Annotated in this window: 15 protein-coding genes; 11 read left to right on the top strand and 4 right to left on the bottom strand. The window is 71.0% G+C overall.

Annotation, left to right across the window (positions count from 1 at the left end):
- The first annotated feature begins 127 nt into the window (after positions 1-127).
- From ABIC63_RS01025 to ABIC63_RS01000, 6 genes are read left to right on the top strand one after another with little or no spacing between them, the layout of a single operon-like run.
- The gene (locus tag ABIC63_RS01025; RefSeq protein WP_294367221.1) at positions 128-586 is read left to right on the top strand and encodes a type IV pilin protein; all 459 of its coding nucleotides are present in this window, start codon (positions 128-130) and stop codon (positions 584-586) included.
- Entirely contained in the window at positions 574-1203 is a 630-nt protein-coding gene (locus ABIC63_RS01020) for a GspH/FimT family pseudopilin (protein ID WP_294367223.1), read from the top strand. The genes ABIC63_RS01025 and ABIC63_RS01020 overlap by 13 nt, the downstream gene beginning before the upstream one ends.
- 7 nt (positions 1204-1210) lie before the next feature.
- Entirely contained in the window at positions 1211-1636 is a 426-nt protein-coding gene (locus ABIC63_RS01015; protein ID WP_294367225.1) for a type IV pilus modification PilV family protein, read from the top strand.
- Positions 1637-1641: 5 nt separating this feature from the next.
- Complete coding sequence (locus ABIC63_RS01010) at positions 1642-2838, top strand: PilW family protein (protein WP_354318370.1); 1197 nt, start codon at positions 1642-1644, stop codon at positions 2836-2838.
- Positions 2835-3464 carry a pilus assembly PilX family protein gene (locus tag ABIC63_RS01005; protein WP_354318369.1) on the top strand — a complete coding sequence of 210 codons (630 nt, stop codon included), beginning with the start codon at positions 2835-2837 and terminating at the stop codon, positions 3462-3464. Before ABIC63_RS01010 ends, ABIC63_RS01005 begins: the two co-directional genes overlap by 4 nt.
- Positions 3465-3517: 53 nt before the next feature.
- Complete coding sequence (locus ABIC63_RS01000) at positions 3518-7837, top strand: PilC/PilY family type IV pilus protein (RefSeq protein WP_354318368.1); 4320 nt, start codon at positions 3518-3520, stop codon at positions 7835-7837.
- 33 nt (positions 7838-7870) lie between these two features.
- Here the strand turns inward: ABIC63_RS01000 and ABIC63_RS00995 are convergent, their stop codons facing one another.
- On the bottom strand, positions 7871-10009 hold the full coding sequence (locus tag ABIC63_RS00995; RefSeq protein WP_354318367.1) for a putative bifunctional diguanylate cyclase/phosphodiesterase: 2139 nt from the start codon (positions 10007-10009) through the stop codon (positions 7871-7873).
- Positions 10010-10201: 192 nt separating this feature from the next.
- Here ABIC63_RS00995 and ABIC63_RS00990 point away from each other — a divergent pair, with 192 nt between their 5' ends.
- From ABIC63_RS00990 to ABIC63_RS00970, 5 genes are all read left to right on the top strand, one after another.
- A complete protein-coding gene (locus ABIC63_RS00990; protein WP_354318366.1) occupies positions 10202-11116 on the top strand; it encodes a DUF4394 domain-containing protein in 915 nt (304 codons plus the stop codon).
- Positions 11117-11137: 21 nt separating this feature from the next.
- Positions 11138-11761, top strand: a complete 624-nt coding sequence (locus ABIC63_RS00985; RefSeq protein ID WP_354318365.1) for a methylamine utilization protein — start codon at positions 11138-11140, stop codon at positions 11759-11761.
- Positions 11758-14175 carry a putative bifunctional diguanylate cyclase/phosphodiesterase gene (locus ABIC63_RS00980; RefSeq protein WP_354318364.1) on the top strand — a complete coding sequence of 806 codons (2418 nt, stop codon included), beginning with the start codon at positions 11758-11760 and terminating at the stop codon, positions 14173-14175. Before ABIC63_RS00985 ends, ABIC63_RS00980 begins: the two co-directional genes overlap by 4 nt.
- 155 nt (positions 14176-14330) lie before the next feature.
- On the top strand, positions 14331-14915 hold the full coding sequence (locus ABIC63_RS00975; protein WP_294367241.1) for a protein-tyrosine phosphatase family protein: 585 nt from the start codon (positions 14331-14333) through the stop codon (positions 14913-14915).
- A gap of 16 nt (positions 14916-14931) precedes the next feature.
- Positions 14932-16692 (top strand): hypothetical protein, encoded by a 1761-nt coding sequence (locus ABIC63_RS00970; RefSeq protein WP_354318363.1) that lies wholly within the window; start codon positions 14932-14934, stop codon positions 16690-16692.
- Positions 16693-16713: 21 nt separating this feature from the next.
- Here the strand turns inward: ABIC63_RS00970 and ureG are convergent, their stop codons facing one another.
- The 3 genes from ureG to ureE all read right to left on the bottom strand — a co-directional run bounded on the left by ureG (position 16714) and on the right by ureE (position 18953).
- On the bottom strand, positions 16714-17361 hold the full coding sequence (gene ureG, locus ABIC63_RS00965) for an urease accessory protein UreG (RefSeq protein WP_234196406.1): 648 nt from the start codon (positions 17359-17361) through the stop codon (positions 16714-16716).
- A 38-nt stretch (positions 17362-17399) separates the two neighbouring features.
- The gene (locus tag ABIC63_RS00960; RefSeq protein ID WP_354318362.1) at positions 17400-18071 is read right to left on the bottom strand and encodes an urease accessory protein UreF; all 672 of its coding nucleotides are present in this window, start codon (positions 18069-18071) and stop codon (positions 17400-17402) included.
- A gap of 225 nt (positions 18072-18296) precedes the next feature.
- Positions 18297-18953: an urease accessory protein UreE gene (gene ureE / locus ABIC63_RS00955; protein WP_354318361.1), complete on the bottom strand. Its 657-nt coding sequence runs from the start codon at positions 18951-18953 to the stop codon at positions 18297-18299.
- Between the last annotated feature and the right edge of the window lie 32 nt (positions 18954-18985).

The raw sequence follows: 18985 nt of genomic DNA, 5'->3' as shown, positions 1-18985 counted from the left end.
CTAGCACGTCGATGGCCCGCGCGGCAAGCAGCCGTTCGATTGACGTTCTCGTTACCGCAGTTAACAATTCATTAACATTCGGCCAAGAGTCTCCTTTTTTCCCTCTCCATCTTCCGCAAAGGCCCCGATGAGGTTCAGCACGCGGCACGCTCGGGGCTTTACGCTCATCGAGGTCATGATCGTGGTCGCCATCGTGGCGATCCTCACGGCCATCGCCCTGCCCAGTTACCGCGACTACGTGCTGCGCGGCCAGATGGTGGACGGCACCAACGGCCTGGCGACGATGCAGGCCAACATGGAGCGGTACTTCCAGGACAACCGGCAGTACTCCGACGTGAGCAGCAGCGTGCAGTCGCCCTGCCGCACCGGCACGGACGCCTCGCGCACGGTCGGCAAGTTCCTCATCTCCTGCGACAGCACGACGGCCAATGCCTATTCGATCCAGGCGGTCTCCAGCGCGCTGGGCGGGCTGACCTTCAAGCTCGACCAGACCGGCAAACGCTCGACTTCCAACCTGCCCTCCGGCTGGGGCGCCGACTGCGCCAACGCGTGGATCCTCAAGCGAGGCCAGACGTGTCCCTCCTGAGGCGCGGCGCGCGCGGGGGGCGGAGCCGCGTGGCCGGCTTCACCCTCGTCGAGCTGATGATCACCGTCTCGCTGCTGGCGATCCTGCTGGCGGTGGGCGTGCCCTCGCTGGCCGACTGGGTCCGCAACAGCCGCATCCGTACCGCGGCCAACAACATCCAGGACAGCCTGCGCACCGCCCAGGCCGAGGCGATGAGCCGCAGCCGTCCCATGGTGCTGGTGTTCACCGACAGTCCGCCGGCCACGGCCCCCGCGTCGGTGGCCGTGCGCAGCGGCGGCAGGTTCTGGGCCGTCTACCAGCTGCCGCTGGACGGCTCGGCCGAAACGGCGCAACTGGTCGTCTCGGGCAACTTCAGCGGCGGGGCCGATGGCGTGGCGGTGACGGGGCCCGCGGCCCTGTGCTTCAGCAGCCTGGGGCGCGTCGTGTCCACCGGTGCGAGTTCGGGCCTGACGGCCGCCTGCCAGGTGCCCACCGGCACACCGCCGCAGCAGGCCTACAACGTCACGCTCACGGGTGCCGACCGGCCCCTGCGCGTGACCGTGGGCCTGAGCGGCCAGGTGCGCATGTGCGACCCGGCCCGCAACATCACCAGCAGCCCCGACGGCTGTCCGAGCTGAGCGCCGCATGCCCCTCCACACCGATCGCGCCGCCCCGTCGCGCGGCCCCCGCCAGGCGGGTGTCGCGCTGATCGAGGTGCTGGTCTCCATCCTGCTGTTCTCCATCGCCCTGCTGGGGTTGATCGGCCTGCAGGCCCAGGCGACCTCGCTGTCGCTGGAGGCCGACTACCGCAGCCGCGCGGCCCTGCTGGCCGACGAGATCGCCGCCCAGGTCTGGATGAAGAAGACGGTCGCGCTGGACAACGACGCCATCACGAGCTGGAAGAACAAGGTGGCCTCGTCCGCCAGCCTGCTGCCCAGCGGCACCGGCGGCTTCGACCGCGTCGGCAGCACCAACGCGGTGGACATCACCATCACCTGGAAGCCGCCCTCGCGCAGCAGCACCGACGCCGCCAGCAGCTTCCGCACGCGGGTCACCGTGCCTTCGCTGTGAACCGGATGGCCGCACGCACGATGCTCCTTCGCGCTGCCGCGGGCCGGCGGTCCGCGCGCGGCGTTTCGCTGATCGAACTGCTGGTCGCCATGGCCCTGGGCCTGATCGTGGTGCTGGCCGTGATGAGCATGCTGGTGGTGGGCGAGGCCAACCGCCGCACCACCACCGGCACCAACGACATGACCCAGACCGGCGGCTTCACGGTCGCCACGCTCGACCGGGCGCTGCGCTCCGCCGGCGCGGGCTTCGCCCAGGGCTTCGACTGGGGCGTGATGGGCTGCAAGCTCCATGCGGCGCGCAACGGCACCAACGTGCTGCCGGTGAGCGCCGCCTTCCCGGCCCCCTTCGCAGGCCTGCTGGGCGGCGCGACCGACAGTGCCGACCTGCGCCTGGCGCCCGTGCTGATCGGCCAGGGCCAGAGCCAGACCGGCTCCGACATCCTCGTCACCATGGGCGGCAGCGCCGCGCTCGGCGACCTGCCGCGCCTGGTGCGCGGCAATGCCGGCACCCAGAAGATCCTGCTGGACAACACCCTCGGCCTGCAGGCCAACGACGTGCTGCTCATCAGCGCCAAGAGCGCGGGCGACTGCGTGGTCACGCAGGTCGATGGCACCTTCACGCCGCCCGCGGGCGGCACCGACACGCTGCCGCTGGCCGGCCTGTACTTCCGCGCCAACACCACCAGCAGTTCGCTGGCCGGCATCGCCGGCAGCGCCGACGCCTACATGACCGCCCTCGGCAACCAGGATGCCGACAACCTGCAGATGCAGATGTTCGGCGTGGGCACCGGCGGCATCCTGTACCGCTACGACCTGCTGCGCTCGACCGGCAGCAGTGCCGCCGAGCCGCTGGCCGAGGGCGTCTATGCGCTGCGGGCGCTCTATGCCGTGGACAGCAGCTCGACGCCGGACGGCGTGTGGGACGGCGGCTATGTGGCGCCCACCGGCGACTACACCATCAAGACCCTGATGAAGACGCCGGACACCCAGCGCCGCATCGTCGGCGTGCGCGTGGCCATGCTGGTGCGCAGCCCCGTGTACGAGAAGACGATGGTGTCGCCGGCCACGTACGTGCTGTTCAGCGACCAGACGGCGCTCAAGTACACGATCAACCTTTCCGACGACGACCGGCACTACCGCTACCGCGTCATCGACACCGTCGTTCCCCTGCGCAATCTGTTGATGAAGCAGCCCGCCTCATGAGCCTTCGTCCCGTGTCACGTCCGCGCCGCGCGGCCGGCCTGCGGCGCCAGCGCGGCGTCGTGCTCGTCTTCTGCCTGATCGTGCTGGTGGTGCTGCTGGCCGGCGGCGTCGCCGTCACGCGCTCGATGAATGCCTCGCTGTCCAACACCGGCAGCCTGGCGCTGCGCCGCGACCTGGTCAACCAGGCCGAGTCGGCCATCAAGCGCGCCATGGACCAGACCTATCCGGTGGGCGGCACGGCCGCCGCCAACAAGGCGCTCAACTACAGCCCGACGCCGCTGGACGTCAACGACATGGGCATCCCCAACGCGCTGCTCACCGACACGGCCTTCGGCGCCGTGGGCAGCACGGCCAACGATATGGACGGCGCCATCGGCGACCTGACCGGGGGCGTGCGCATCCGCTACGTGGTGGACCGCATGTGCGACATCGCCGCCCAGAGCGCCACCGACCAGGGCCGCGGCCACTGCGTGCCGATCACGCGCGAGGCCGTGGGCGGCAGCGCCCAGCTCGCCACCCGGGCGCCGCCGCCGGTGCAGCCCATCTACCGCGTCACCGTGCGCGTGACCGGGCCGCGCAACACGCAGGTCTTCGTCCAGAGCTCGTTCACCAAGCCCGAAAGCTGATGCGGGCGCGCCCCGAGCCGCCTCGCCTACCCGTCGTGAAGCACGAACCCGCCATGCCCAAGCCCCTCCTTCGATGCGCGCAGCGCCTGTGCTGCCTGCTGCTGATGCTGGTGCTGCCCTTCCATGGGGTGGCGCTGGCGGCGTCGCTGGCCGACCAGCCGGTGTTCTCCAGCTCCAGCGTGCCCGGTAACCTGGCGCTGGCACTGTCGGTGGAATGGCCGACCGCCTCGCGCACGGCGCACACCGACAACTACGCCAACACCAGCCGCTTCCTGGGCTACTTCGACACCGAGAAGTGCTACCGCTACGTGCAGAACACGGCGGCCAACGTGACGGACGGCAGCATCACGATCGAGACCGGCAAGGGCGACCAGAGCTACTTCACGCCCATCGGCGCCGCCACCAACCGCACCTGCAGCGGGGCCTGGAGCGGCAACTTCCTCAACTGGGCCACCACCGCGGCCATCGATCCCTTCCGCTGGGCCATGACGGGCGGGCGCCGCGTGGTCGACACGGTCGACACCACCATCATCGAGAAGGGCTGGCATTCGGGTCAGGGCCTGTTCAACGACCGCAACCTGCCGCAGCAGTACATTGCCGGCGCCACGCCGTTCACCAGCGCCAGCTCGCTGGGCATCTCCATCAACGGCCGCGGCTTCGCGATGCGGCTGACGCCCACCACCGGCATCCGCGGCGACTACTACGCCAACACCGTCAACCAGAACCCCGCCGGCAACCCCACCTACACCAACTACGCCGATTCGCTCAACACCAACTGGGGCACGGGCGGGCCGGGCAATGGGGTGGGCACGGACAACTTCACGGCGATCTACAACGTCACCTTCGCCGCGCCGAGCAGCGGCAGCTACCGCTTCCGCACCACGTCGGACGACGGCGTGCTGCTCTACGTCAACGACGTGCTGCAGATCAACCAGTGGAACGACCACGGCACGCAGCAGGACGTGACCGGCGACCTCGTCTTCACGGCCGGGCAGTCGGTGCGGGTGCAGGTCAAGTACTACGAGCGCGGCGGCGGCGCCGTCATGCAACTGGAGATGCAGCCGCCGGGCGGCAGCTATGCCTCGCTGTCCTCGCAGCTCGCGCCGACGCTGGACTACACGGTGCGCGTGAAGGTCTGCGACCCCTCGGCCGGTGCCGGCGGCGTGGAGGCCAACTGCACGCAGTACGGCAACAACTGGAAGCCCGAGGGCCTGGTGCAGCAGTACGCGGGCGACATCCGATTCAGCGCCTTCGGCTACCTCAACGACAGCTCGGCCACCCGCGATGGCGGCGTGCTGCGGGCACGCCAGAAGTTCGTGGGGCCGACGATGCCGGTGCCCGGGCAGCCCGACACCGCCAACACGGCGGGCCGCGAGTGGGACCCGGCCACGGGCCAGTTCGTGCGCAACCCCGACAGGGACGACGCGCTGGCGACCACCACCACGGCCGTGCCCATCGCCGACAGCGGCGTCATCAACTACCTGAACAAGTTCGGCCAGATCTACCCGGGCAACTACAAGGACTACGACCCGGTCAACGAGCTGTACTACGCCACGCTGCGCTACTACCGCAACCTGGGCAATGTGGCCGAGTGGTCGAACCTGCCGGGTACCGGCAATGCCACCGACGTGGCGGCGCGTCGCAAGCAGCTCGACGGCTTTCCCGTGATCACCACTTGGGACGATCCCATCCAGTACTCCTGCCAGCGCAACTTCGTGCTGGGCATCGGCGACATCTACACCTGGAACGACAAGAACGTGCCGGGCAACAACACCGGCACCGACTCCGAGCCGCGCAAGCCCGATCCGGTCGCCAACGACGCCTCTGTCGATGCGGTCGTGGCCACCAACCGCGTCGGCGTGCTGCAGAACAAGGACGACTCGACGGTGAACGTGAACCTGGCCTCGGTCAACACCGGCGCCGGCGCCTCGCGCTTCTACATGGCGGGCCTGGCCTTCGACGCCAACACCAAGGACATCCGGCCCGACAACGCCGCCGTGGCCAAGACCATCGGCAAGCAGACGGTGCAGACCTACTGGGTGGACGTGCTGGAGCAGCCCTTCCAGAGGAACAACAAGTTCTACCTGGCGGCCAAGTTCGGTGGCATGAAGGTGCCGGCCGATTTCGATCCGTACGACTTCGCCGGCACCATTCCGACGGAGTGGTGGTCCACCAACGGTGACATGCTGACCGACGCCCGCGACAACCCGCCGAAGCCTCAGGCGCGTCCCGACAACTACTTCACCGCGGGCCGGCCCGACACGATGGTCTCGGGCCTGACGCGGGCCTTCGAGAGCATCGTGGGCAACATCAAGGCCTACACCAGCACCTTCTCGCTGGCGGGCCGGCAGGTGACCACCCAGGCCGACGTGTCGTATGCGGCGCAGTACGACTCCAGCAACTGGTCGGGCGAGGTCACGGGCACCGCCATCCGCTTCGACACCGACGGCACGCCCACCCCCGCCGCCACGGCCACCTGGACCACCAACACCGCCTTCGAGGGCCAACTGGGCAGCGGCGACGGCTGGAGTACCGCGCGCCGGGTGGTGACCTGGTCGGGCACCGCGGGCGTGGCCTTCCGCTACGACAGCCTCAGCAGCACGCAGAAGAGCGCGCTGGACACCAGCTACGTCAGCGGCAACGACGGCGCCAGCTACCTGCAGTGGTTGCGCGGCGACCGCACGCTGGAAGGCCAGGGCTACCGCACGCGCGTGGTCACCTCCACCGACAGCAGCGGCACCACGCAGCGGCTGCCGCGCCGGCTGGGCGACATCGTCAACTCCCGCATCGCGGTGGTCGGGCCGCCGGCGGGCCCCTATTCCGACGCCGCCAACCCGGGCTACAGCGCCTTCAAGACCGACGCCAACAATGCCGCGCGCCCCACCGTGCTCTACGTGGGCGCCAACGACGGCATGCTGCACGCCTTCCGGGGCGGCACCGGCACCACCGCCGGGCAGGAGCTGTTCGCGTATGTGCCCTCGGTGCTGTTCGGCCGCGACCCGGGCGATGCAACCAATCCGGCCGACGGACTGCTGGCGCAACTGGGCAAGCCCACCTATGCGCACCGCAACTATGTGGATGCGACGCCGCAGGTCATCGACATCGACTTCGCCCGCGCCGGCCAGGCCTTCGCCGACACGGCCGCCGGCCAGAGCCCGACGCCGGCCTGGCGCAGCCTGCTGATCGGCGGACTAGGCAAGGGCGGGCGCAGCTACTACGCCATCGACGTCACCCGGCCCGACCTCATGACCACCGAGGCCACGGTGGCCAGCAAGGTGCTGTGGGAATTTCCGAGCGCGGCGCAGCTGCCCTCCGCGGCGGGCGGCACCTGCAACCTCAGCAGCGGCAACTGCGTCGACATCGGCTACAGCTTCGGCGACCCGGTGGTGGTCAAGACCGCCAAGTGGGGCTGGGTGGCGCTGTTCACCTCGGGCTACAACAACCAGGACGGCAAGGGCTGGCTGTTCGTCGTCGATCCGCGCAACGGCCAGTTGCTGGAGAAGGTGTCCACCGGCACCACTGCCGCCGACGGCATGGCCCGGGCGACGGCCTATGTGCGCGACTACAACGACTTCACCGCCGATGCCGTCTATGTGGGCGACCTCGGCGGCCAGCTCTGGCGCTTCGACCTGACGGCGCCCAAGGGCGGCGGCGCCTATCCCGCACCCACGCGCCTGGCGATCTTCAAGGACGGCAGTGGCGCCGTGCAGCCCATCACCACCGCGCCGCTGGTGGAGGTGCATCCCGTCACCCGTCAGCGCTTCGTGCTGGTGGGCACGGGCCGGCTGCTCGACCGCTCCGACATCCTCAGCAGCCAGAACCAGAGCTTCTATGCGCTGATCGATGGCGGCATCGGCAGCTTCGCCACCGCGGCGGCCGACGCCAGCGGCACCAATGCCGGCAGCTATCCGGTGGACGGCCGCACCCGCCTGGCGGCGGTGACGCCCGCTGGCGCCACGGGCAACGCCAACGGCGGCACGCTGACTTCGGCCGTGAACCTGGCCGGCAAGGCCGGCTGGTACATCGACCTGGGCCAGAGCGGCTCGGTGGGCTGGCGTGCCATCTCGCCCGCCACGGCCTTCAGCGGCCTGATCGCCTTCAGCGCCACGCTGCCCACCGGCGACGCCTGCAGCCCGGGCGGCCAGAGCCGCATCTATGCGCTGAACTACGCCAGGGCCACCTCGGTGCTCGACAGCAGCGTGGCTTATGTGCCGCAGAGCTCGGTGCTCACCGACCTGAGCTTCTACAACGCCCGTGGCAAGCCGCGCCTGATTGCCGGCAACACCAAGGGCGAGGTGGCCGCGCCCACGGGCAGCTTCTGGGCCTTCGATCCACGCCAGCTGGGCTGGCGCGAGGTCGGCACGGTCAGGTAGGGGCGGCGGCGCCGGGCCGCCGCCGCGGGCGGCTCACAGCGGCGCGAGCACCGAAGGCGAGAAATCGCCGTGGGTGTCCGCCGGCCGCCGGCCCAGGCTCCATGCGAGCAGCTGGTCCGCCGGCATCGGCCGCGCGAAGAAGAAGCCCTGCAGCTCGTCGCAGCCCATGCCCAGCAGGATGTCGCGCTGGCCGGCCGTCTCCACGCCCTCGGCCACCACGCGCAGGCCCAGCGCGTGCGACAGGCGCACCACCGCGTCGACCACGGCCCGCGCATCGGCGCTGGTCTCCAGGTCGCTCACGAAGCTGCGGTCGATCTTGAGCTGGCGCGCCGGCAGCTGGCGCAGGTAGCTCAGGCTGGAGTAGCCGGTGCCGAAGTCGTCGATGGCCAGGAAGACGCCGATGCGCGAGAGGCCGTCGAACACCCGCTGCGTGGCGGTCACGTCCTCCATGGCCACGCTCTCGGTGATCTCGCACAGCAGTCGTTCGGCCGAGATGCGGTGGCGGCCCAGGGCGTCGGCGATGCGCTCGACGAGGTCGGGCTCGCGCAGCTGGTGCGCCGACAGATTGATGGCCACGCGCATGAGGAGGCCCTCGTCCTCCCACTGCGCGACCTGGCGGCAGGCTTCCTCGATCACCCAGTGGCCCAGCGCGTTGATCAGGCCGAAGCGCTCGGCCAGCGGAATGAACACCAGCGGGCTGATGGGCCCCAGCGTCGGATGCGTCCAGCGCAGCAGGGCCTCCACGCCGCGGATCTGGTTGCGGCGGCCGTCGATCTTGGGCTGGTAGTGCAGCGCCAGCTGGCCGCCCTGGATGGCCAGGCGCAGGTCGGACTGCAGGCTCAGCTGCTCCTCGGCGTTGGTGCCCATGCGCGACTCGAACATAGCGTAGTTGCCGCCGCCGGCGCGCTTGGCCGCGTACATGGCGGCGTCGGCGCAGGCCACCAGCTTGTGCTTCTCGCCATGGTCGGGGTAGACGACGATGCCGACCGAGGCCGAGATCTGCACCGGCCGCTGGCCCACGAGGAAGGGCGCGCGGATCGCCTCGACGATGCGGCGGGCCACCGCCGTGCAGTCGGCGGCATAGACCACGTTCTCCATCAGCACCACGAACTCGTCGCCGCCGATGCGGGCCACGGTGTCGGTGCTTCGGGCCACCGCGCGCAGGCGGTCGGCGGCGTCGCGCAGCACGGCGTCGCCCAGCGAATGGCCGAAGGAGTCGTTGACCGGCTTGAAGCCGTCCAGGTCCACGAACAGCACCGCCAGCTTCTCCTTGCCGCCGTCGGTGCGGGCCAGGGCATGGCCCAGCCGGTCGTCGAACAGCACGCGGTTGGGCAGGTCGGTGAGCGGGTCGAGGAAGGCGCGGCGGTGCAGCTCCTCGTTGGCCTCCTGCAGCTGGTGGTTGGCCTCCTTGAGCGAGCGCGCCAGCTGCATGGTGCGCCCGCGCAGCCGGGCATCGAGCACCGAGGTGAAGAGGGTGAGCATCAGCATCAGCAGCGTCGCCGCCATGACCATCAGGCCCAGGCTTTTGCCGCCGAGCTCGCCGGCACTCAGGCAGACGCTGCCTTCCACGAAGCCGGCCGCGGCCATGCCGGCATAGTGCATGCCGCTGATCGCCAGCCCCATGACCACCGCGGCGCCCAGCTGCAGCAGCCGGGCCTGGCCGCCTTCGCTCTCGCGCAGCAGGAAGAACAGCAGCAGCGCCGCCGCCGAGGCGCCCCACGCGATCAGGGCCGAGGCCCCCACCATGGGCCAGTGCCACTGGATGCCCGGTGCCACGTCGATGGCCGCCATGCCCAGGTAGTGCATGGCACAGATGCCCGCAGCCATCGCCGCCGAACCGTACAGCAGCGGCTTCGCGCCCAGCCGGTGTCGGGCGGCCAGCCGCAAGGCCAGCGCCGAGACCGCCACCGCCGCCAGCCACGACAGAGCCGTCAGAGCATAGGTGTAGCCCAACTCGATGGGCAGCGAGTAGGCCAGCATGCCCACGAAGTGCATCGACCAGATGCCGGTGCCCAGCACGAGCGAGCCGGCGGCGGACCAGGTGCGCGAGACGATGCGGTCGCGGGTGTGGACACGCCGGGCCAGATCGAGCGCCACGTAGGAGGCGAAGGCCGCGATCAGGACGGAGGCGGCCACGACCCACGGGTCATAGCGGGGAATGAGGAAGTTCACGGCGGCAGGTGGCCCGCCGGATTGGAGGCCGAGCGCAGCCCAGGAGGAATGGGACGACCAAGACTTCGGCTATACGCAGCAAGACTTGAGTCGGATCAAGGCGCGCATTGGACGGCTTTCGCCCGACCCGGGTTTGTGTAGGGGGATTGGGCTCAAGTCCGCGCCGGAATTGCCGAAGATCAAAAGATGACCTTGTCCATTTCTTCTCGGCGTGGGTGCCTTGGCGGGCTGGGTCCCGCCGCCATCGCCGCCGGCCTGCTGGTGCAGGGGCTGGCGGATCCGGCACTCGCGCAGCCCGCGCCCGCGGCACGGCCCCACACACTGTGGACGCTGACCGCCGACCGGGTGCTCCACCGCTACTCGGCGGACGAGCCCGCCGTCGAGCAGGCCAGCCGCCCGGTGGCCGGTCTGCCTGCCGGCGATCCGGTGGTGGGCATCGACTACCGCGTCGCCTACGGCCAGCTCTACGCCCTGACGCGCAGCGGCCGCCTTTACGTGCTCGACACCGACACCGGCGAGGCCAGGGCCGTGAGTGCCGCCGCCACCGCCGTGCCCATGGACCGGGGCGAGGTGTACGGGATGAACTTCAACCCCAGCGCCGACCGGCTGCGGGTGGTCGATTGCGCCGGCCAGAACTTCCGCCTCCACCCGCTGACCAACGAGGTGGTCGACGCCGATCCGGCGACGCCGGGCGTGCAGCTCGACGGCCGCCTGGCCTATGCGGCCACGGATTCGGGCGCCGGCAAGGGCGTGTGCATCAAGGCCGTGGCCTACACCTACAACAAGCGCGACCCGAAGATCACCACCAACTACGCCATCGAGGCCTCGCAGGGCTGGCTGCTGATGCAGGGCAGCCTGGAAGGCGCGACCCCGGTCGTGTCTCCCAACACCGGGCAGCTCACCACCGTGGGCGCGCTGGCCCTGGGCCGGATCGAATCGGTGCAGTTCGACATCGCGGACCGCGACAACGACGCGCTGGCCGCCATCCGGCTCACGCCGCAGTCGCCCACGCAGCTCTACCGCATCCGGCTCGCTTCGGGCGCCAGCACGCTGCTGGGCACGCTGGGCCAGGGCGCGCCGGTGCTGGGCTTCGCCATCGAGCCCTGATCCCCCGCGCGGCCAAGTCCCATGCCGGCCCTCGCAGGACTGCGGCGCGCCGCCCGCCTGTTGCCCGTCGCCCTGCTGCCGCTGGCGGGTGAGGCGGCCACGGTCGAGGTGGGCGTGGTCGACGCTGCCGGCCGGCCGCTGGCGCAGGCGGTGGTGTTCCTCGAATCGCCGGCTGCGGCCGCCCAGGTGCGCCCGCTCAAGGAAGTGGAGCTGGCGCAGGCGCAGCGCCGCTTCATGCCCGAGGTGCTGCTGGTCACGCGCGGCACCTCGGTGGACTTTCCCAACCGGGACGAGGTGCGGCACCACGTCTATTCCTTCTCGCCGGCCAAGCGCTTCGAGCTCAAGCTCTACATCGGCCGCCCCGCCAACCCGGTGCTGTTCGACATGCCGGGCGTGGTGGTGCTGGGCTGCAACATCCACGACGACATGGTGGGCTGGGTGCTGGTGCTGGACACGCCCCACTATGGCCGCACCGATGCCGCCGGCCGGCTGGTGCTGAAGGATGTGCCCCCCGGCAGCTACCAGCTGCGCGCCTGGCATGCCACGCTGCCGGTGGGCGAGCCGCCGGCCGGTGCCGTCCTGAACGTGGGGCGCGAAGGGGTGCAGGCACGGACGCAGCTGCCGGTGCGCACGGTCCCGCCATGATCCGCGCCTTCCAACGGGCTTCGCTGGTCAACCGCATCGCGCTGGTGATGCTGGCGCTGCTCCTGTTCATCCAGGCCGGCACTTTCTGGGCCGCGCGGCAGTCGCTGTGGCGGCAGGCGCGTACCGACGTGCAGCAGCGGCTGGTGGTGGGCGAGGGCATCTGGCGCAACCTGCTGGGCCAGCGGCAGCAGCGCCTGCACGAGGCGGCCTCGGTGCTGGCCTCGGACTACGGCTTCCGCGCCGCGCTCGCGGCCGGCGACGATGTCACGCTGGCCTCGGCGCTGGGCAACGGGCTCGCGCGCATCGGTGCCAGCACGGCGGCCTCGCTCGATGCGCAGTTCCGCTGGCTCGCCGACAGCCCCGGCGACCTGCCCCTGAGGCTGAGCACGGCCCAGCTGCGCCACCTGGCCGGCCTGCAGGCCGGCAGCGGGGCGCAGCTCTATGCGGCGGGCGGCAAGGTCTACCAGCTTGTGCTGGTGCCCATCCGCGCGCCGCTGATCGTCGGCTGGGTGCTGATGAGCTTCGAGCTCACCGCCGAGATTGCGCGCGACTTCAGCGCGCTGGCGCAGATCCAGCTGGTGCTGATGGCCAGCGACGACGGGCCGGGCCCGCTGGTGCCCGTGCTCGACACCCTGCCGGTGGGCGGCCAGCCGCCCACGCAGCGGCTGCAGGACGCCGCCGCCCTCGAGTGGACGCATGGCGGTCAGGCCTGGCTGCTGCGCCGCGCCCCGCAGCCCATGCTCGACGGCCGCATGGAGGCGGTGCTGATGGCCTCGCTCGCGCCGGCCACCGGGGCCACGCGCGAGATGACGCTGCAGCTGGGCCTCATCACGCTGCTGGGCCTGGTGCTCTTCGCCATCAGCGGCCGCATGGCCGTGCGCCAGGCGGTGCAGCCGCTGGCCGAGCTGTCGGCCAGTACCCGGGCCATCGGTGCCGGCAATTTCGACGTGGCCATCCACCAGCGCAACCGCGCCGACGAGGTCGGCATGCTGGCGCGCGACTTCGACGACATGCGGCTGAACCTGCGCGACCACCGGGGCGAGATCACCCGGCTGGCCTTCCGCGACACCCTGACCGGCCTGCCCAACCGCGAGGCCTTCCAGCGCATGCTGGCCAAGGAACTCGCGAAGGCGGGCGTGGCCGCCGAAAGTGCGCCCGCGCCGGACAGCCCGTGCGCCCAGGGCGTGGTGCTGCTGCTGGACATCCACCGCTTCAAGCTGGTGAACGACGTGCTCGGCTTTCCCTTCGGCGACGGCGTGCTGCGGGCCGTGGCCGCCCGGCTGCAGGCGCGCATGCCGCTGCCGGGCGATGGCGTGGCCCGCATCGGCGGCGACACCTTCGCCGCGGTGCGCAGCGGCCTCGACCAGGCCGAGGCGGAGGACTGGGCGCAGTCGCTGGTGCGACTGTTCGACGATCCGCTGCTGGTCGCCGGCCAGCGCATCGATGTGCAGATGAGCGCGGGCTATGCACGCTGGCCGGGCGATGCCGCCACCGGCGACGAGCTGGTGGGCCGGGCCGAGCTGGCGCTGCAGGCGGCCAAGCGGCAGGGCCGCGAATGGCTGGCCTACGAGCCCGTGCAGTCCGTGAGCACGGCGGTGGCCGTGTCGCTGCTGTCCGAGCTGCGCAGCGCCGTCACGCGCAGCGAGTTGCGGCTCTTCCTGCAGCCCAAGCTGAGCCTGGACAGCGGCCAGGTGTGCACCGCCGAAGCGCTGCTGCGCTGGCAGCATCCCGAACGGGGCTTGCTGCCGCCAGCGCACTTCATCCCCTTCGCCGAGCAGACCGGCTTCGTGCGGCGGCTCACGCAATGGGTGTTCGACGAGGCCTGCCGCTGCTGGCTCACGCTGTCGGCGCAGGGCCTGCGCATGGTGTCGGTCAACCTTTCCACGCGCGACCTGGTCGATGTGCACCTCATCGGCCGGCTGCAGGCCAGCCTGGACCGCCATCGCGTGCCGGCCGGGGCCTTCTGCCTGGAGATCACCGAGAGCGCGATCATGGACGACCCGCAGCGCGCCCGGGCCACGCTGGTGCGCCTGGGCGAGATGGGCTTCCGGCTGTCCATCGACGACTTCGGCACCGGCTATTCGTCGCTGGCCTACCTCAAGCACCTGCCGGTGCACCAGCTCAAGGTCGACAAGTCCTTCGTGCTGAAGATGGCCGACGACGAAAGCGACGCGAAGATCGTGCGGGCCATCGTCGACCTGGCGCACAACCTGGGGCTGGAGGTGGTGGCCGAAGGCGTGGAGGGGCCCGAGGCCCTCGCGCAGCTCGCGCGCATGGGCTGCGAGAAGGCGCAGGGCTTCCACATCGCGCGGCCCATGGCCTGGGAGGCCTTCGGCGGCTGGATCGCGGCGTGGACCGCGGAGCAGGCCGTGGCGCGCGCGAGTGCGCTGGACAGGGCCGCGGCCGCGGGCTGAGCGCACGCACCGCCTGCCGCGCATCGCCGTCGAAACGCAGCAACCGGGGGCCGGTCTCGGCCGGGCTGTGGCAGTGCCCCTGTGGGACAAAGCTGACTGCGTTGCGGGTGCCAGGTGCTTGCGCGCGCCATGGCCTGCCCGCCAAGATCAGGCGGATGAATACGTTGCGCGCATCCCCGCATTTCGACTGGATCACGCCGCAGCTGGCGGTGGGCGGACATGTTCCCGTGGGCTTCTATCCCGAACTGGCCGGCATGCATGGCGTGCGTGCCGTGATCGACCTGCGCGAGGAAGACCGCGATGACGAGGAGGCCCTCACGCGCCACGGCGTGCGGCTGCTGCACCTGCCCACGCCCGACATGTGCAGCGTGGGCGATACGCACCTGGACCACGGCATCCGCTTCGCGCAGGCCAGCCTCGACGCGGGCGAGCGCCTGCTGATCCACTGCCAGTGGGGCATCGGCCGCTCGGCCACGCTGGCGCTGTGCGTGCTGGTAGCGCGCGGCATGCCGCCGCTGCAGGCGCTGGCGGACATGAAGTCGCGGCGCGCGGTGGTCTCGCCATCGCCCGCGCAACTGGGCTGCTGGATCGCGTGGATGGAACGCCATCGCGATATCGCGCCCGAGCCCTTCGCGGTGCCTACCATGGCGCAGTGCCAACGCATCGCCTATGCGCACCTGATGGGCGGCACGGGCAGCGGCACGGCCGACGTCGCCACGCGCGGCGCCCCCGACCGGTGAGGCGTCCGGCCCGGCCATGATCGTCTACGGCGACGGGCAGCGGAAGGAGCGTTCCCGGGCCAAGCTGGCGCGCGTGTGCATCGGCCTGCGCCGTGCACGGGCACTGCCGCCCGGCATCGTGCGGCATGCGCGGCTGGTGGAGGCGCTGATCGAGGCCGGCGAACTGCTGCAGGGCGTGGCCGATGCGGTGGGCGACGAGGCGCTGTCCCAGGGCGTGCCTCCGGGCGTTGCCAGCGCCACCCAGCTCACGCTGGCCCTGGCGCGCTGCTGCCTGCACAGCTGGTGCTACGGCTTTGCGCTGGCCCATGAGGACGCGGTGGAGGACGCCGTGCGCGACTGCGCCCGCCAGCCGCTGCCGGCCTGGATCACCGTGCACCGCTGCGAGGGCTATGCCTTCTATGGGCTCTACCCCGAGGGCCACGGCATGGCGGCGCTGCAGGTGCGCGAATCCGGCGCGTTGTCGGGCGAGCGCACGCGCGTGGTGGGGCTGCGCAGCATCGGCACCAGCCTTGCGGCCATGGTGGCCGCGGGCCTGCGTGCGCCGGGCTTCGAGACGCTGCGGCCGCAGGGCCATCCGTTCGACCGCCAGGCCGGTGCCTTGCCGTCGGCCGGCTGGGCGCCCGATGCCGCCCTGGTCGACGAGGGGCCGGGCCTGTCGGGCAGCAGTTTCCTGGCCGGTGTGGAGGCGCTGCGGCGCGCGGGCGTGCCGCCGCCACGGGTGCATCTCTTTCCTTCGCACGGCCATGGCCCGGGCCCGGCGGCAAGCCCGCCGGCACGCCAGCTCTGGCGCGAGCAGCCCGTCCACTACCTGGGCTTCGACGACGTGGCCGGCGCCGCCGCCTTGCCACCGCACCGCGTGATGGACTGGGTGCGCGACCGGCTGCCGGGCGTGGCGGGCGACATGATCGACCTGTCGGGCGGCGCCTGGCGGGCCCGGCACGGCGATGGGACCGAGGCGCTGCCCGCGCAGGTGCACATGGAGCGGCTCAAGTTCCTGCTGCCGGCCGACGGTGGCGACTGGCTGCTGCGCTTTGCGGGCCTGGGCCGTGGCAGCCGCCTGGCCTGCGCGCGGCGGCACCTGTTGGCCCGGCATGGCTTCTGCCCGCCGGTGCAGGGCCTGTGGCATGGCTTCACGGCCGAGCGCTGGCTGGCCCATGCACGGCCGCTGCCGCTGTGGCCGGCGGCGGAGCAGCCCACCCGTGGCCTGCTGCTGGAGCGGCTGGCCGAGTACCTGGCCTTCCGCGGCACGCGGCTGCCGGCACCTGCCACAGCCGGCGCCACGCGCGAGGTGCTGCTCGACATGGCGGGCCACAACATTGCCAAGGGCCTGGGCGACGAAGGCGCGCGCGCCTGGCAGGCCTGGCGCGGCGCACTGCCGGCCGCCGGCCTGACGATGCCGCTGCGCCGCGTGCTGACCGACAACCGGCTGCATGCCTGGGAATGGCTGTGGGACGGCCGCACGCTGCGCAAGACCGATGCGGTGGACCATGCCGTGGCCCATGACTTGGTGGGCAGCCAGCCGCTGGAGTGGGACGTGGCCGGCGCCACGGTGGAGTTCGGGCTGGATGCCGGCGAGCGGCACTGGCTGATGGGGCGACTGCGGGCGGCTGGGGTGGCCGTGCAGTCGTCGCTGCTGGCGCTGTACCTGCCGCTGTACGCGGCCTTCCAGCTGGGTGCGTTCACCATGGCCCTGCAGGCGGCGCCCGACGCGGAGAAGGCCACGCTCGCGCGCGAGGTGCGCCGCTATGGGCAGTGGGTGCGGCGCGTGCTGGGCTGATGCGGGTTCGTCCGCGCCCGCTCAGCCCGCAGCGAGCATCCCGCGTTCCTCGATGAAGCGCACCACCTGCGCCAGGCCGTCCTGCGTCTTGAGGTTGGTCATGACGAAGGGCTTGCCCTTGCGCATGCGCACCGTGTCGGCTTCCATCACGCCCAGGTCGGCGCCCACGTGCGGCGCCAGGTCGGTCTTGTTGATGACGAACAGGTCGCTCTTGGTGATGCCGGGGCCGCCCTTGCGCGGGATCTTCTCGCCCGCGGCCACGTCGATCACGTAGATGGTCAGGTCCGACAGTTCGGGGCTGAAGGTGGCGGCCAGGTTGTCGCCGCCACTTTCCACGAACACGACGTCGGCATCGGGAAAGTCGCCCAGCATGCGGTCGATGGCCTCGAGGTTGATGGAGGCGTCCTCGCGGATGGCGGTGTGCGGGCAGCCGCCCGTCTCCACGCCCAGGATGCGCTCGGCCGGCAGCGCGCCGGCCACGGTGAGCAGGCGCTGGTCTTCCTTGGTGTAGATGTCGTTGGTGATCGCGATCAGGTCGTACTGCGCGCGCATCGCCTTGCAGAGCATCTCCAGCAGGGTGGTCTTGCCCGAGCCGACGGGCCCGCCGATGCCCACGCGCAGGGGCGGCAGCTTCTTGGTGCGGTTCGGAACGTGGTGCAGTGCGGTCATGGTCTTGTTGCGTGAAGGTGGGGAAGGGCCTGTCGGGCCTAGCTGCGGAACAGCCGCGAATACTGCGTCTCGTGCCGCGCCGACAGGATGGCCAGCATGGGCGAGAAGGACTGGCGCCGCTCGTCGGGCAGGGCCAGGGCGGCCTCGACCGCGGCGGGGATCTCCTGCGCCAGCCGCGCCAGGATGCGCTGGCCGGCACTCTGGCCCAGCGGCACGGCCTTGATGGCGGCCGCGCTCATGTTCTCGGCCCAGCCGAAGGCGAAGGCCAGGCAGCCGTCCTGGGCGCTGGCACCCGCGCGCGCGGCGGCGAAGGCGAAGGCCACGGGATAGGTGGGCGGCAGCTCGGCGAAGCAGGCGGCGGCATCGGTGTGGTGCAGCTTGAGCCATTCGACGAAGGAGCGGCCCATCTGCTCGGTCTGCAGCAGGAACTCGGCGGACTCGCGCGTCTGGCGCACCCAGTCGTTGAGCGACTGCACGCGGGCGAGGTCGCCGGCCGACCAGGCCGCGATGGCCTGGGCCACCACCGACAGGTCCCCGCGCGCCAGGCTCAGGTGCAGCTGCCCGGCCAGCCAGTCGGCGGCCGAGGCTTCGTCCTTGACGCCGGCCCATTCGATGGCGGCCTCCAGCCCCTCGGAGTACGAGAAGCCGCCCACGGGCAGCGCGGGCGAGGCGAGCCAGATGAGTTGCAGAAGGCTGTGGGGGGCGAGCATGGTCAGAACCCTCGCGCCGGCTGGCCGCTTCGTTGCCATGCATGAGGCGCAGGGATTGGCTTCCTCTCCCTCTGGGGGAGGGCAGAGACGGACTCCCTCCCCCTCTGGGGGAGGGCGGGGGTGGGGGCCCGCCCACTCGCGATGCGTCGCGGCGCACAAGCCCCCATCCCTGCCTTCCCCCAGAGGGGGAAGGAGCCTTCGCGCCTCCCCAGCTCCAGCGGCATGTCAGTGCGAATGGTCATGGCCGCAGCCGGGCCCATGCACATGGCCGCCCTGTGCCTTGCCGTGCTCATGGTCATGGTCATGGTCATGGTCATGGTCATGGTCATGGTCATGGTCATGGTCATGGTCATGCGCGTGGTCGTGGTCATGCCCGCCCCCATGCGCATGCCCGTGGTGATGGTGCGAATGCCCATCGTTGGTCACATGCCCACCATAGGCGCCGCCTTCGGGCTCGAAGCTTTCCTGCACCTCGTTCACGATCAGGTGCATGGCGCGCAGCATGTCGGCCAGCACATGGTCGGGTTCGATCTTGAGGTGGTCGGGTTGCAGCTCGATGGGCACATGGCGGTTGCCCAGGTGGTAGGCGGCGCGCACCAGGTCGAAGGGTGTGCCATGGGCCGTGCAGTGGGTGATGCGCAGCACCGTCTGCGGCGCGGCGATCACGCGCACCAGCGAGCCGTCTTCCACCACCAGGATGTCGCCGCCACGCACGGCCGTGCCGCGCGGCAGGAAGACGCCGATGCGCCGCCCCTGCGAGTCGATGGTGTCGAAGCGGCTCTTCTGGCGCACGTCCCAGTCGAGTTCGATGGTGGCGGCGCGCTTGACGAGCACGGGCGCGAGGCCGCGGCCCTGGGGCATGAGTTTGTTGGCGGTGAGCATGGTCGATCCTGAGGGCCGCACAGCGGCGGCCG

Source organism: Pseudacidovorax sp. 1753 (assembly GCF_040544975.1).
In the GTDB taxonomy this organism is placed as follows: domain Bacteria; phylum Pseudomonadota; class Gammaproteobacteria; order Burkholderiales; family Burkholderiaceae_C; genus Xenophilus.
This window is presented reverse-complemented; position numbering and strand designations above follow the sequence as displayed.

Excerpts from the sequence above, each read along its gene's own strand:
- ABIC63_RS01025 (WP_294367221.1), top strand. The coding sequence starts at position 128 with ATGAGGTTCAGCACGCGGCACGCTCGGGGCTTTACGCTCATCGAGGTC.
- ABIC63_RS01015 (WP_294367225.1), top strand. The coding sequence starts at position 1,211 with ATGCCCCTCCACACCGATCGCGCCGCCCCGTCGCGCGGCCCCCGCCAG.
- ABIC63_RS01010 (WP_354318370.1), top strand. The coding sequence starts at position 1,642 with ATGGCCGCACGCACGATGCTCCTTCGCGCTGCCGCGGGCCGGCGGTCC.
- ABIC63_RS01005 (WP_354318369.1), top strand. The coding sequence starts at position 2,835 with ATGAGCCTTCGTCCCGTGTCACGTCCGCGCCGCGCGGCCGGCCTGCGG.
- ABIC63_RS01000 (WP_354318368.1), top strand. The coding sequence starts at position 3,518 with ATGCCCAAGCCCCTCCTTCGATGCGCGCAGCGCCTGTGCTGCCTGCTG.
- ABIC63_RS00985 (WP_354318365.1), top strand. The coding sequence starts at position 11,138 with ATGCCGGCCCTCGCAGGACTGCGGCGCGCCGCCCGCCTGTTGCCCGTC.
- ABIC63_RS00980 (WP_354318364.1), top strand. The coding sequence starts at position 11,758 with ATGATCCGCGCCTTCCAACGGGCTTCGCTGGTCAACCGCATCGCGCTG.
- ABIC63_RS00975 (WP_294367241.1), top strand. The coding sequence starts at position 14,331 with ATGAATACGTTGCGCGCATCCCCGCATTTCGACTGGATCACGCCGCAG.
- ABIC63_RS00970 (WP_354318363.1), top strand. The coding sequence starts at position 14,932 with ATGATCGTCTACGGCGACGGGCAGCGGAAGGAGCGTTCCCGGGCCAAG.
- ureG (WP_234196406.1), bottom strand. The coding sequence starts at position 17,361 with ATGACCGCACTGCACCACGTTCCGAACCGCACCAAGAAGCTGCCGCCC.
- ABIC63_RS00960 (WP_354318362.1), bottom strand. The coding sequence starts at position 18,071 with ATGCTCGCCCCCCACAGCCTTCTGCAACTCATCTGGCTCGCCTCGCCC.
- ureE (WP_354318361.1), bottom strand. The coding sequence starts at position 18,953 with ATGCTCACCGCCAACAAACTCATGCCCCAGGGCCGCGGCCTCGCGCCC.